We start from the raw sequence: 14,100 nt of genomic DNA on the forward strand, positions 1-14,100 counted from the left end.
ATTGTCCCGGCAATTAAGTTATTGTTTGAATAGTTATGCATTCACCACGAGAAGGGACAGAGGATGACTTTGAAAACGCCGGTGCAGACCCGCTCCAAATTGCCCGATGTAGGAACCACCATTTTTACCGTTATCGGCCAGCTTTCAGCCCGGCATAACGCCATCAACCTTTCTCAGGGTGCGCCGAATTTTTCCTGCGACCCAAAACTTATCTCCGGCGTCACTCGCGCCATGGAGTCAGGGCATAACCAGTATGCCTCCATGACCGGGCTGCAACCGCTCAGAGAGCGCATCGCGGACAAAATTGCCACGCTCTATGGCACCCGCTATGACCCGGTGAGCGAGGTACTGGTGACTGCCAGCGCCAGCGAAGGGCTTTACTCAGCCATCAGCGGGCTGGTTCATCCTGGCGATGAGGTGATCTATTTCGAGCCCTCCTTTGACAGCTATGCGCCGATTGTCCGTCTGCAGGGGGCGACGCCGATCGCTATTAAGCTGACGGTACCGGATTTTGCCGTGAATTGGGATGAAGTACGCGCGGCTATTACCCCGCGCACGCGGATGATCATCGTCAATACGCCGCACAACCCGAGCGGACAGGTATTTTCAGCCGCCGATCTGCACCAGCTGGCAGTGCTGACGCGCCACACCGACATCATCATTTTGTCTGACGAAGTGTACGAGCACGTCGTTTTTGATGGCGAACCGCATCACGGGATGGCGACGCACCCGCAACTGGCGGAGCGCAGCGTGATTATTTCTTCTTTCGGAAAAACCTATCACGTCACCGGCTGGCGCGTGGGTTATTGTGTGGCGCCCGCGGAGCTGATGGATGAAATATGTAAGGTCCATCAATTTTTAATGTTCTCGGCCGATACGCCGATGCAGTACGCGTTTGCCGAACACATGACCGATCCGCAAACCTGGCTGTCGCTGGCGGCGTTTTATCAGCGCAAGCGCGATCTGCTGCAAAGTTTGCTCGCCGACTCACCGTTCAGGCTGCTTCCGAGTGCCGGTTCGTTTTTCCTGCTTGCGGATTACAGCGGCTTTAGCGACGAGCGCGACAGCGAGATGGTGAAAAGGCTGATTGTTGAGTACGGGGTTGCCACCATTCCGCTGTCAGCGTTTTATGCCGATGGCACGGACAATAAACTGATCCGTCTCTCTTTTGCGAAAGATGAGGCGACGTTACGGGCAGGTGCCCAGGCCCTTTGTCGGGTTACACCACGTTAAGGAATTTGAGATGAAATTACGCGCGTTAGTTGTCGGCATAGGACTGCTGTGTTCATTCTCGTCGTTTGCTGCTACCGAGTTGCGATACGGGCTGGAAGCGGAATATCCGCCGTTTGAAAGCCGCAATGCCTCAGGGGAGCTGGAAGGATTTGACGTAGAACTGGGAAATGCCATCTGTAAAGCCGCCGCGCTGAAGTGCAGCTGGGTAGAAACCTCGTTTGATGCGCTGATCCCCGGTCTGGTAGCGAAGAAGTTCGACGCCATAAACTCGGCGATGAACATCACCGAACAGCGTCGCAAAAGCATTGATTTCACCCAGCCCATCTATCGCATTCCCTCCCAGCTGGTGGGCAAAGCCGGTTCTGCGGTAGAGGCTACCCCCGAAGGGCTGAAGGGCAAAACCATCGGCGTTCTCCAGGGTTCAATTCAGGAAACCTACGCCAAAGAGCACTGGGAAAAGCACGGTGTCACCGTGGTGTCTTATAAAGATCAGAATATGGCCTGGGGAGATCTGCTGAATGGCCGCATCGATGCCTCGCTGGTCATGTCAGCGGCCGGGCAGGCAGGTTTCCTCAGCAAGCCGCAGGGTAAAGGGTTTGGCTTTATCGGCAAACCGGTGTCGGACGACACCATCCTCGGCAGTGGGATCGGCTTTGGGCTGCGTAAGGGGGATGAGGCCACCAAAAAGCAGCTTGATGCCGCAATTGATAAAGTACGTGCCGACGGCACGATCGCTAAACTGGCTGATAAGTACTTCCCGGGTATCGATGTCAGCGTAAAATAACCGCCTCGTTGGTCCCGGCTGTCGATGTCCAGCCGGGACATTTTTATACATAACTTTACCCCTTTTTCAGGCCGTTCTGGTCGACAGAAAATATTTCTCGGTTTGTTCAGATAATCACCCGCCAACAATTGGATTCTTAACCGTTTTTGTTTAGGCTGTGCGTTCTTTCTTGCCGTCATTTCGCTGCGCGCGAAACTCATTCACACGACCATAAGGACGTTTTCTCAGGCATGAATCGCAGACGTTTTCTCAAAGGTTCCCTGGCAATGGCTGCCCTGAGCGGCACTTCTGGCCTTGCTTCTCTGTTTTCCCAGGCGGCGTATGCTGCTGACTCCGACATTGCCGACGGTCAGAGCCGTCGCTTTGACTTCTCTGTTCTGCAATCCATGGCGCACGATCTGGCGAAAACCCCGTGGGGCGGTGCGCCGCGTCCGCTGCCGGAAACGCTGGCCACCATGACGCCGCAGGCGTACAACGCCATCCGTTACGATGAGAAACAGTCGCTGTGGAATAACATTGAAGGTCGCCAGCTGGACGCCCAGTTCTTCCATATGGGGATGGGATTCCGCCGCCGCGTGCGCATGTTCTCGCTGGATCAAAGCACCTCTCAGGCGCGTGAGATCCACTTCCGGCCTGAGCTGTTCAGCTACGGCGATACGGGCGTGGATACCCGCCAGCTTGAAGGGCAGAGCGACCTCGGCTTCGCCGGATTCCGCGTCTTTAAAGCGCCGGAGCTGGCGCGACGCGATATCGTTTCGTTCCTGGGCGCGAGTTACTTCCGCGCAGTGGATGATACCTACCAGTACGGCCTTTCCGCGCGCGGGCTGGCGGTGGATACCTTTACTGACACCCCGGAAGAGTTCCCGGATTTCACCTCCTTCTGGTTTGAAACCGTTAAGCCGGGCGATACCACCTTTACCGTCTATGCGCTGCTGGACAGCCCTAGCATTACCGGTGCCTATAAGTTTGTGATCCACTGTGAGAAGAGCCAGGTGATCATGGACGTCGAAAACCATCTCTATGCGCGCAAAGACATCAAGCAGCTCGGCATCGCGCCGATGACCAGCATGTTCAGCTGCGGCAACAACGAACGCCGCATGTGCGACACCATTCATCCGCAGATCCACGATTCAGACCGCCTGGCAATGTGGCGCGGTAACGGAGAGTGGATCTGCCGACCGCTGAACAACCCGCAAAAGCTGCAATTTAACGCTTTTCTGGATAAAAACCCGAAAGGCTTTGGTTTGTTGCAGCTTGACCGTGATTTCTCCCATTACCAGGACGTCATGGGCTGGTATAACAAGCGACCAAGCCTGTGGGTCGAGCCGCGCAACAACTGGGGTAAAGGATCCATCGCCCTGATGGAGATCCCGACAACCGGCGAGACGCTCGATAACGTGGTCTGCTTCTGGCAGCCGGAAAAACCGGTGCAGGCGGGTGATGAACTGGACTTCAAATACCGTCTCTACTGGAGCGCGCAGCCGCCGGTGCGTTCACCGCTGGCAAACGTCTACGCTACCCGTACCGGTATGGGCGGCTTCCCGGAGGGCTGGGCGCCGGGTGAAAATTACCCGAAAGTGTGGGCCCGTCGCTTTGCCATCGACTTCGTCGGGGGCGATTTGAAGGCCGCCGCACCGAAGGGCATTGAGCCGGTGATCACCCTGTCCAGCGGTGAAGCGAAGCAGGTGGAGATCCTCTACGTCGAGCCGTTCGACGGGTATCGCATTCTGTTTGACTGGTACCCAACCTCTGACTCCACCGAGCCGGTCGATATGCGTCTGTTCCTGCGCTGTCAGGGCGACGCCATCAGCGAGACCTGGCTGTATCAGTACTTCCCGCCCGCGCCGGACAAACGTAACTACGTTGACGACCGGATCATGCGTTAGTCCTTATGGGTTTGTGCCGGGTGGCGGCTTCGCCTTACCCGGCCTGATCCGGACGCATTTGTAGGCCGGGTAAGCGTTAGCGCCACCCGGCAATTAAGAGGCACTATGTCTTCAGAAATTATCCCCGTAACCCAGGAAATCGAGCTTCGCGCCGTCGAAGAGCGCTATACCACCGATCTGCACAACCTCGTTGTTAAAAACAAAACCTGGCTGCAAACCGCCTTCGACTGGGCGCAGCATGTCGGCACTGAAGAGGACACGCGCCGTAACGTGCAGAGCAACCAGATGCTGCACCAGCGCGGCTACGCCAAAATGTTCCTGATTTTCATGAAGGACGAGCTGGTGGGCGTGCTTTCTTTTAACGCGATAGAGCCTGCGAATAAGGCCGGGTACATCGGCTACTGGCTTGACAAAGCGCATCAGGGACAGGGCATTCTCTCTCAGGCGCTACAGGCGTTTATGCGCTATTACGTTGAGCGCGGCGAGATCCGCCGCTTTGTGATCAAATGTCGCGTGGCTAACCATAACAGTAACCGCGTGGCGCAGCGCAACGGTTTTGCGCTGGAAGGTTGTTTGCGGGAAGCGGAAATGCTCAACGGCCGCTTCGATGACGTAAACCTGTACGCCAGGTTATTCCCGCTATAGCGCCCCCAGCAGCGGCGTCCGGGTGATCCGCGTGTCACCGTTGATCACTTTGGCTCCCCGGACGTGAATGCTTTCACCCTCCAGCGCCTCGATCGCCGCATCGTCTGTCATCTCCACCTGATGCTCAATCAGGACATCGCCGCTGATACGCGCGCGCCCCTGAATAACGACCTTGTCATCAATCAGGATCGGCCCGCCGCGTAACCACGCCTCGCCACCAATCAATACGTGGTGTTTAATCACGCAGTTACCTTCGACGAGGGCGTTTTCCGCGACCTGTGAACTGTACCGCACGGTCGGGATCGCATCATCCTCTAAACCGGCCAGCAGGCGGGCGTTGCCGTACACTTTGGCGCAGTCGCACACCCAGACGTTATTAAGCGCGTTGCCCTCAAGAATGGCGCGGTCAAACACCTCCGCGCGGTGCTCAACAAAGGCCCAGGTCACCATGGCATCGCCGTAGATTTGCGCCTGATGCACAATACGCGACTGGCTGACCGTGGCTCTGTCGTAAATCTGCAGGATCTGCTCACGGTCGGGTGTCAGCCCTTTGGCTGCAATCACCATGCTGTTATGCAGCACCCGCGCGTCACCCGCGATACGGCATTCCCCGCGTACGGTGGAGTGCTGGATAGTGACGTTGTCACTTATTGACGCGCCGTGACTCACCTCTGCCGCGTCAAGCCAGCTGTTGCCGCCTACGAGTGCGCGGTGGCTTACGATGCAAGGTTGGGTGAGGCGGGCGTTGCCGGATATCCTGGCCCCGGCAAACACCACGCTGTTTTCATCATAAACCCAGCAATCCCCGTCCTGGGCGAGCGCGTGTTCATCCTCAACCCAACCACCTTTTGTCCCGCTGGTCACATCGTTAAAATCCTTTGCGGCAATTATCTGTCTGAGTAGGGTTGTGCACGGCGTTGATCCGTCCTGCCAGCGCCAGAGACGCCTTTCATTGCTAAGCCTGTATTTTGTCATCGTGTTTTCCCTGAAAAGCCATTCACTAAACGTAGCAAACTTTTGGCGTTTCGAAGTGCTGGCGTCTGCACGGTAAACCCCTTAAAATGGCATTTAAAATACATTTTAAAGTTTAAAAAAAATGCATAACCAAGACCAACGCGTTCTTAACTTGCCCGCCGGTTATTTCGGTATGGTTCTGGGTACCATAGGTATGGGGTTCGCCTGGCGTTATGCCGGTACTATCTGGCCGGTGACGCGCTGGCCGGGCGACATCCTGGTGGCGCTGGCGGTGGCGATCTGGTTCCTGCTGAGCGTGGCGTTTCTTACCCGTGCGGTACGGTTTCCACATAGCGTGCTGGCCGAGATGCGGCATCCGGTAATGAGCAGTTTTGTCAGCCTGTTTCCTGCCACAACGCTACTGGTGGCCATTGGCTTTGTGCCGTGGTGCCGACCAGTGTCGCTGGTGCTGTTTAGCGTAGGCGTGGTGATCCAGCTTGCGTATGCCGCCTGGCAAAGCGCCGGGCTGTGGCGCGGTAAGCATCCGGAAGAGGCCACGACGCCGGGACTGTATCTGCCGACGGTAGCGAACAATTTTATCAGCGCCATGGCCTGCGGTGCGCTGGGTTTCCACGATGCGGGGCTGGTGTTCCTTGGTGCCGGGGTCTTTTCCTGGCTGAGCCTCGAGCCGGTCATTCTGCAACGCCTGCGCAGCGTGGGCGAACTGCCCGCGGCGCTTCGTACTTCGCTCGGGATCCAGCTTGCGCCTGCCCTGGTGGCCTGTAGCGCCTGGTTTAGCGTCAACGGCGGCGAAGCGGACACCTTCGCCAAAATGCTTTTCGGCTATGGTCTGTTGCAACTCCTGTTTATGCTGCGTCTGATGCCGTGGTATCTGTCGCAGCCGTTCAACGTGTCGTTCTGGAGCTTCTCGTTCGGGGTGTCGGCGCTGGCGACCACCGGTTTACATCTGGGGCAGAGCAGTCCGTCTGGGTTCTTTCATGCCCTCGCGGTTCCCCTGTTTATTTTCACCAACATCATCATCGCGATGCTGCTGGTCCGTACTTTTATCTTGCTGATGCAGGGCAAACTTCTGGTGCGCGCTGATAAGGCACTGCTAATGCAATCTGAGGAAAAATAATGACTGTCGATGAAAACTACTTTACTGAGAAATATGGGCTGACCCGCACGCACTCAGAGGTCCTGCTCAGCGCGGACATTGTTAAGCCGGGAAAAACGCTCGATCTCGGTTGCGGAAATGGCCGTAACAGCCTCTACCTCGCTGCCAACGGCTATGACGTGACGGCGTGGGATAAAAACCCGATGAGCATCGATAACATCGAGCGCATTAAGGCGGCGGAAGGGATCGCGAATCTGCAAACGGCGATAAAGGACCTGAACAACCTGACCTTTGACGGCGAATACGACTTTATTCTTTCCACCGTCGTGTTGATGTTTCTCGAAGCGAAAACCATCCCTGGTCTTATCGCCAATATGCAGCGTTGCACTAAACCAAGCGGCTATAACCTGATCGTTGCCGCCATGGATACGGAGGATTATCCGTGCACCGTCGGCTTCCCGTTTGCCTTCAAAACCGGTGAACTGAGCCACTACTACGAAGGCTGGGAGCTGATCAAGTACAACGAAGAGGTGGGGGAACTCCACCGTACCGATGCCAACGGCAACCGTATCAAGCTGCGCTTCGCCACCATGCTCGCACGCAAGCCCGCTTAACGCGCGGCCAGCAGACAGAGTTGCAAGGCCGTGCGACAGGAGGCCTCGAACGACGACAGCGGTAAAAACTCAAACTTTGAGTGGAAGTTATGGGCGCCGGTGAAGAAGTTCGGGGTGAGCAAGCCTTTGGCTGACAGGGCCGCCCCGTCCGTGCCACCGCGCATGGGGATCGGTTTTGGGGTGATACCGAGCGATTCCATCGCCTCGAACATCAGGTCGATCGCGCGGCGGTCTTCGCCAATCGCATTGCTGATATTGCTGTAGGTATCTTCAATGCGATACTCCACGTTTGCCGTGGGATGCTGCGCAGCAATCCGCGCTGCCACATCGGCAATTTGCTGCTTGCGGGCGGCAAAACCCTCTTTGTCAAAATCACGAATGTTGGCTTTCAGCACCGCTTCGTTTTGCCCGGCCTGGATGCCGTTAAACCAGATATAACCTTCGCGCCCCTCGGTGCATTCCGGGGTTTGCTGGCGATCGAAATGGCTGATGAAATCCGTTGCCATCAGCAGCGGGTTGACCATCACCCCTTTGGCGGACATCGGGTGCGCCGTGACGCCGGTAAAGCGAATTTCAGCCGCAGCCGCGTTAAAGTTCTCGTAAACAATTTCCCCCAGCTCGCAGCAGTCGATGGTCCAGGCAAAATCGACGTCGAAGCGCTTCAAATCCAGCGCTTTCGCGCCACAGAGACCAATCTCTTCATCGGGCACAAACGCCACCACAATATCGCCATGCTTATGTTCAGCGGTGAGGTTTTCCAGCACCGTCATGACCACGGTGACGGCCGCTTTATTATCTGCGCCTAATACGCTGGTTCCGTCGCTGAAAATAATCTCCTCATCAGGATAAGCCAGAATTTCCGGGTGCTCATTTACGCGCAACCAAATATCTTTTTCTTTATTCAGGCAGAGATCATCTCCCGTAAAGGTTAATATTTGTGGATGAATATCCGGGGATAAACCGACGTCAACGGTATCGATATGGGTAATAAAACCAATCCGCGGCGCGCCGGGAATATTGCCTTTTTTTACGGCGGTAACGGTGGCGAACTCATCAATCACAATATCGTCTAACCCCAGCATTTCCAGCTCCTTCGCCAGCTCCCGCGCCATGTCGTGCTGGCCCGGGGTGGAGGGCAGGGTTTTGACTTTCGGGTCGCTCTGGCTGGTGATGGCGAGATAGCGGAAAAAGCGTTGGGTTAATTGTCTGGAGAGTTCTGAGCCCATAGTGTTTCCTTCTGTATTTATTTTTCATGTGTTTGCGCCATCACTTTAATGTTATTTATGAAATGGCAAAAGAAGTAATTAGCCGTCGAATTAAAAAGACAGGAATAAATGATGAAAAGCACATTCACAATGATAACGCTGGCGCTTGCTGCGCTGACGGTCAGTTCCACCGTCGCGGCAAAAACGCTGGTGTATTGCTCCGAAGGATCGCCGGAAAACTTCAATCCTCAGCTCTACACGTCGGGAACCAGCGTGGACGCCAGCGCCGTACCGGTTTATAACCGTCTGGTCGATTTCAAACCGGGCACTACCGAACTGGTGCCGAGCCTGGCGGAAAGCTGGGAGGTGAGCGAGGATGGTAAGGTCTACACCTTCCACCTGCGCAAAGGGGTGAAATTCCACAGTAATAAACTGTTCACGCCGACGCGCGACTTCAACGCGGATGACGTGATTTTCTCGTTTATGCGCCAGAAGGATGTGAATCATCCCTACCATAACGTCTCCAACGGCAGTTATTCCAACTTCGAAAGTCTGGAGTTCGGCAACCTGATTACCGCCATTGATAAGGTTGACGATCGCACCGTGCGCTTCACCCTGGCGCACCCGGAAGCGCCGTTTGTTGCCGATCTGGCGTGGTATTTTGCCTCCATCCTGTCGGCGGAGTATGCCGATGCCATGCTGAAAGCGGGCACGCCTGAAAAGGTTGATATGCAGCCGATTGGCACCGGGCCGTTTAAACTGGCGCAATATCAGAAGGATTCCCGCATCCTCTTTACCGCCTTCCCGGACTACTGGCAGGGAAAATCGAAGCTGGATCGACTGGTGTTCACCATCACGCCGGACGCCTCGGTGCGTTTTGCCAAAGTCGAGAAGAATGAGTGCCAGGTGATGCCGTTCCCAAACCCGGCGGATCTGCCGCGTATGAAGGCTAACAAAGACATCAACCTGATGAGCAAGGCCGGTCTGAATACCGGTTTCCTGGCATTTAACACGCAAAAGCCGCCGCTGGATAACGTAAAAGTGCGCCAGGCGCTGGCGATGGCGATTAACAAACCGGCCATCATTGAGGCGGTCTTCCACGGCACCGGCACGGCGGCGAAAAACCTGCTGCCGCCTGGCGTCTGGAGTGCCGACAGCGAGCTGAAAGACTACGATTACGATCCAGAAAAAGCGAAAACGCTGTTAAAGGAGGCGGGATTTGCCAACGGCGTAAGCATCGATCTGTGGGCTATGCCCGTGCAGCGGCCGTATAACCCGAACGCGAAGCGTATGGCTGAAATGATCCAGGCGGACTGGGCGAAAGTAGGCGTGCAGACCAAAATCGTGACCTACGAATGGGGCGAATACCTGAAGCGCGTGAAGGGCGGGGAGCATCAGGCTGCGCTGATGGGCTGGACAACGGCGACGGGCGATCCAGATAACTTCTTCGGACCACTGTTTACCTGTACGTCCGCCAACGGCGGGTCGAACTCGGCCAAATGGTGCTATAAGCCGTTTGATAACCTGATTGCCGAAGCAAAATCGATAACCGATCGCGAAAAACGCGTGGCGCTGTACAAGCAGGCGCAGCAGATGATGCACGATCAAATGCCGGCGGTTATGATTGCCCACTCGACCATTTTTGAGCCAGTCAGAAAAGAGGTCACGGGCTATGAAATCGATCCCTTCGGCAAACATCTGTTCTGGCAGGTAGATATAAAACAGTAATATTTTTCTGCCCGGATCCCGTCCGGGCACTATTTTTACAATTTGTGCCTTCCCCGTCATTTTTTGCCACAACATTTCCCTCTGTTTTTTGTTATAACTTCAAGTGCATACTTGCAGATAACTCGGAACTCCATCATGCGTACTTCCACTTTTTTTAAAGTTGCAGTGCTTTCTGGCCTGTTGGCCCTTTCTGGCTGTGCGTCAAAAGTCGCAGCCCCCGATCAATATTCAGGCTTTTTAAAAGATTACTCTGACTTGCAGGAGATGACATCAGCAACCGGGAAACCAACCTTGCGTTGGGTCGATCCTTCCTATGATCCGGCGAACTACGACAGTATTATCTGGACCCCGATAACCTATTATCCGACACCAAAGCCAACCACACAGCTTGGGCAAAAAACGCTTGATGAATTGTTGAGTTACACCAATAACACATTAAAAAACGCGATTGGCCAGCGTAAGCCAATTGTGACGACGCCGGGCAAACATAGCCTGATCTTCCGCGGCGCCATCACGGGTGTGAGCTCAGAGAAAGAAGGTTTGCAGTTCTATGAAGTGGTGCCCGTCGCGCTGCTGGTTGCGGGTACGCAGATGGCAACTGGCCATCGCACCATGGATACGCATCTTTTCTTTGAAGGTGAGCTGATTGATGCCGCCACGAACAAACCGGTAGTTAAAGTTGTTCGTAAAGGTGAAGGTAAAGAGCTTGCCAACGAGAACACGCCGTTGGGATTCGCCACACTGAAACAGGTTGTGGATGATATGGCGACCGATGCCACCATGTTTGATGTCCATCAGACAGCAAAATAATAAAAAACGGCCTGCATTTACGCAGGCCGTTATTTTATGCCGTCAGCAGGCGGCGGAACCAGGTTTCCGGTTTCGTAAACATCACCATATTTCCCCCCAATATCAACAGCAGGCCGACGATCCCGTTGATATGCCACACGTAACCCTCGTACACCGTTGAAATCGACAGCGCCACCAGCGGGAACAGCAGGGTGCTGTACGCGGCTTTACCGGGACCAATACGGCCTACCAGCGTAAAGTAGGCGCCGAAGGCAATCACCGAGCCAAACAGCGCAAGATAGAGCAGCGCCCCCATATAGCTCACCGTCCATTCCGGCATAAAGCTATCGCCCCTGAAGAGAGCGATAAGGCCCATCACGACGGTGCCATACAGCATCGCCCAGGCGTTGGTGGTCATGGTTTCCAGCCCGTTTCGCTGATGACGCATGCTGATCATATTCCCCAGCGAGAAGCCGTAGGTGCCGAGGGCGGAAAGCCCGATGCCCGTCAGCAATGACGCGCTCCAGCCGCTGGCGAGCAGATCGTTCCAGAACAGGGTAATGATCCCGATAAGCCCCAGCGCTGCCGCCGTCCAGAAGCGCGCGGGTGGACGCTGGCCGAAGAAGATAAAGCTGTTGATGGCGTTATACAGTACGGCCATCGAGAAAATCACCGACTCAAGGCCGGTATTGATATGGGCGGCGGCGGTATAAAAGCACCAGAAGTTGAAACAGAAAACGCAGCAACCCTGAAGCATGCAATAGAGATGATCCCGCAGCGCCAGCCTGCGCAGGCGACGAAGGGCGACCAGGACGATCATCATCGTGGCGCTGGCCACGGCGAAGCGCCAGAAAATGGAGACCGGCGCTGCAACCGGCCCCTGTTGTAAAAAAATGGCGATCCAGGTCGTGCCCCAGATAACAACAACCAGCCCATAGAGTAATGCGTTCATGGTGTCTCTCTTCTCATACCGCGAAAAACAACAGTGTGGCGAAAGAAGGGGGCCCCGGCTTTCAACGCCTTGCGCCGGACTTGCAAATTCTTGCGCTTTTTTCTCGCACAATGGCTGGTAACAGGCTGCAACACTTCTTAGACTGACAGTCTGATTAATCACCTGTTTACGGCCATGTCTCTCGTTTACGACACCTTTGAAACGTTACGCCAAAAAAATGCAGTACTGCGGGAAACCGTCGCGCTCAATACTGGCATTCAACTGGCGGCGTGGTACAACAAGCACGATACGATCACGGTGAAAAGCAACCATCACACCCTTAGCCTGTACGTGGCGGATGGCTATGAAAGCTATCAAAAAACGCCGGGTGGCTGGAGAAATGGCGGCGGGCCGGACCGTTTTTGTCTGATGCCGGAAGAGAGCGAATCCACATGGGATATTCGTGATGACCTGTCGTTCGTGCACCTCTACTGCACCGATGAACACCTGCGGGACGTGGGGGAGAAAATCTGGGATAAACGACCGCTATCGCTGACGCTGGAGGAAAAAATCTTCGGCAGCGATCCGAAAATCACCGCCCTTTATCGCCAGTTTTTGCTCGGCTGCGACTGGCAGCAAAACGCCAATCAGCTCACCCTGAGCACTGCGTCGACTTTATTACTGACGCATTTGGTCCAGCACTATTCCAGCGTCCAGTGGAAGTTACCGGTGGTCACCGGCGGACTATCGCCGTTTGTGCTGCGCAACGTGCTGGCCTTTATCGAGGAAAATCTGGCGCAACCCTTAACGCTGGCGGAACTGGCGGGCCAGGCCGCACTCAGTGAGTATCACTTTGCGCGGATGTTCCGCCAGTCGATGGGGCTGGCGCCGCATCAGTACGTCATGCAGCGCCGCATGGAGAAGGCCAAAGCGCTGATTCAGCACACGACCACGCCGCTCACCGACATCGCGCTGGCCTGCGGATTTAACTCCGCCAGCCATTTCAGTAACCGTTTTCGCAGCATGACCGGCATCACGCCGTCACAGCTACGCGCGGCGAAGGCGTGAGAAGACAGCGTAACAGATCCCACCCAGCACCAGCCCCCAGAAAGCGGAGCCAATTCCCAGGAGCGTGACGCCGCTGGCGGTCATCAGGAAGGTGACGATCGCCGCGTCGCGCTCTGCTTCATGATTCAGTGCCTGATACAAACTCCCGCTGATAGTGCCGAGCAGGGCCAGCCCGGCCAGCGTCTGGATGCCGCTCAGCGGCAGGGCGGCCATCAGCCCCGAAATCGACCCGCCGAACACCCCCGCCAGCAGATAAAACCCACCTGCGGCCGCCGCTGCCAGCCAGCGTTTACTGGCATCCGGGTGGGCGTCCGGGCTCTGGCAGATGGCGGCGGTGATGGCGGCGATACAGATGGAATAGACGCCGAAGGGGGACAACAGAAGCGCCAGCCCGCCGGTGGCAACGATCAGCGGTGAGACCGCCAGCGGATAGCCCGATGCCTGCATGGTGGCGAAGCCGGGCGCATTCTGCGACGCCATGGTCACCAGGAAGAAGGGTAAGCCGATGCTGATCAGGCTGGTGAAGGTGAACGCAGGGGCAATGAATTCCGGCATGATCACCGATAACGTCATTTTATTCGTGACAACGTCACCTCCAGCCCAGGCCACGAACACCCCCACCAGCAGCGTGGCGACAATGGCATACCGGGGCGCCACGGCTTTAGCCACCAGCCAGGCGGCCAGCATACTGCCGCAAAGAAGCACGTGTCCCTCAAGATTGCTGAATGCCTTCAGGCCAAACTGTAACAGCACGCCTGCCAGCATAGCGGCGGCAAGCGAGTGCGGGATCAGTTTCATCAACCGGGCAAACAGGCCAGTGACGCCGCACAGCAGAATCAGCGCATTCGCAAATATAAATACCCCTATGGTTTCCGCCAGCGTCACGCCTTGCAGGCTGGTGGCGAGCAGCGCCGCGCCAGGAGTCGACCAGGCGGTCAGCACCGGGGCTTTATACCACCACGACAATGCAAGCGTGCTGATCCCCATCCCGAGCCCCAGCGCGGTCATCCATCCGGCGATTTGCTGTGTACTGGCGCCCGCCGCCGCAGCCGCCTGCCAGATAATGGCGGCAGAGCTGGCGTAGCCCACCAGAACGGCAACAAAACCAGCCAGCACGGCAGGAAAGAGAGAGGCAGTCGATCGCAT

At 56.0% G+C, this 14,100-nt stretch carries 13 protein-coding genes; 9 read left to right on the plus strand and 4 right to left on the minus strand.

What is annotated here, in order from left to right:
• Positions 1-63: 63 nt before the first annotated feature.
• The 4 genes from ACQG11_RS20665 to rimL all read left to right on the plus strand — a co-directional run bounded on the left by ACQG11_RS20665 (position 64) and on the right by rimL (position 4,548).
• Positions 64-1,233: a pyridoxal phosphate-dependent aminotransferase gene (locus ACQG11_RS20665; protein ID WP_022648077.1), complete on the plus strand. Its 1,170-nt coding sequence runs from the start codon at positions 64-66 to the stop codon at positions 1,231-1,233.
• A gap of 10 nt (positions 1,234-1,243) precedes the next feature.
• The gene (locus ACQG11_RS20670) at positions 1,244-2,017 is read left to right on the plus strand and encodes an ABC transporter substrate-binding protein (protein WP_038416033.1); all 774 of its coding nucleotides are present in this window, start codon (positions 1,244-1,246) and stop codon (positions 2,015-2,017) included.
• Between the two features lie 230 nt (positions 2,018-2,247).
• Positions 2,248-3,903, plus strand: coding sequence for a glucan biosynthesis protein D (locus ACQG11_RS20675; RefSeq protein ID WP_426728736.1), 1,656 nt, complete (start codon positions 2,248-2,250; stop codon positions 3,901-3,903).
• A gap of 105 nt (positions 3,904-4,008) precedes the next feature.
• On the plus strand, positions 4,009-4,548 hold the full coding sequence (gene rimL / locus ACQG11_RS20680; RefSeq protein WP_063200295.1) for a 50S ribosomal protein L7/L12-serine acetyltransferase: 540 nt from the start codon (positions 4,009-4,011) through the stop codon (positions 4,546-4,548).
• On the opposite strand, the gene ydcK is transcribed toward rimL, so the two are convergent.
• On the minus strand, positions 4,543-5,523 hold the full coding sequence (gene ydcK / locus ACQG11_RS20685) for a YdcK family protein (RefSeq protein WP_426728737.1): 981 nt from the start codon (positions 5,521-5,523) through the stop codon (positions 4,543-4,545). The genes rimL and ydcK overlap by 6 nt on opposite strands.
• A gap of 121 nt (positions 5,524-5,644) precedes the next feature.
• Here ydcK and tehA point away from each other — a divergent pair, with 121 nt between their 5' ends.
• Both tehA and tehB read left to right on the plus strand, forming a co-directional pair.
• Positions 5,645-6,640 (plus strand): dicarboxylate transporter/tellurite-resistance protein TehA, encoded by a 996-nt coding sequence (gene tehA / locus ACQG11_RS20690; RefSeq protein ID WP_426728738.1) that lies wholly within the window; start codon positions 5,645-5,647, stop codon positions 6,638-6,640.
• Positions 6,640-7,233: a tellurite resistance methyltransferase TehB gene (gene tehB / locus ACQG11_RS20695; protein WP_426728739.1), complete on the plus strand. Its 594-nt coding sequence runs from the start codon at positions 6,640-6,642 to the stop codon at positions 7,231-7,233. Before tehA ends, tehB begins: the two co-directional genes overlap by 1 nt.
• Here tehB and pepT read toward each other — a convergent pair.
• The gene (gene pepT / locus ACQG11_RS20700) at positions 7,230-8,459 is read right to left on the minus strand and encodes a peptidase T (RefSeq protein ID WP_426728740.1); all 1,230 of its coding nucleotides are present in this window, start codon (positions 8,457-8,459) and stop codon (positions 7,230-7,232) included. The genes tehB and pepT overlap by 4 nt on opposite strands.
• Before the next feature lie 111 nt (positions 8,460-8,570).
• Here pepT and ACQG11_RS20705 point away from each other — a divergent pair, with 111 nt between their 5' ends.
• On the plus strand, positions 8,571-10,166 hold the full coding sequence (locus ACQG11_RS20705; protein WP_046621579.1) for an ABC transporter substrate-binding protein: 1,596 nt from the start codon (positions 8,571-8,573) through the stop codon (positions 10,164-10,166).
• A 135-nt stretch (positions 10,167-10,301) separates the two neighbouring features.
• Positions 10,302-10,976, plus strand: a complete 675-nt coding sequence (locus tag ACQG11_RS20710; RefSeq protein WP_022648086.1) for a DUF3313 domain-containing protein — start codon at positions 10,302-10,304, stop codon at positions 10,974-10,976.
• Between the two features lie 34 nt (positions 10,977-11,010).
• On the opposite strand, the gene ACQG11_RS20715 is transcribed toward ACQG11_RS20710, so the two are convergent.
• Entirely contained in the window at positions 11,011-11,907 is an 897-nt protein-coding gene (locus ACQG11_RS20715; protein WP_045308102.1) for a DMT family transporter, read from the minus strand.
• Positions 11,908-12,081: 174 nt separating this feature from the next.
• Between ACQG11_RS20715 and ACQG11_RS20720 the strand changes: the two genes are divergently transcribed.
• Entirely contained in the window at positions 12,082-12,954 is an 873-nt protein-coding gene (locus ACQG11_RS20720; RefSeq protein WP_426728741.1) for a helix-turn-helix domain-containing protein, read from the plus strand.
• Here ACQG11_RS20720 and ACQG11_RS20725 read toward each other — a convergent pair.
• On the minus strand, positions 12,934-14,100 hold the full coding sequence (locus ACQG11_RS20725; protein ID WP_023300083.1) for a benzoate/H(+) symporter BenE family transporter: 1,167 nt from the start codon (positions 14,098-14,100) through the stop codon (positions 12,934-12,936). The genes ACQG11_RS20720 and ACQG11_RS20725 overlap by 21 nt on opposite strands.

This window comes from Enterobacter cloacae complex sp. 372C4, assembly GCF_050030615.1.
GTDB lineage: Bacteria > Pseudomonadota > Gammaproteobacteria > Enterobacterales > Enterobacteriaceae > Enterobacter > Enterobacter intestinihominis.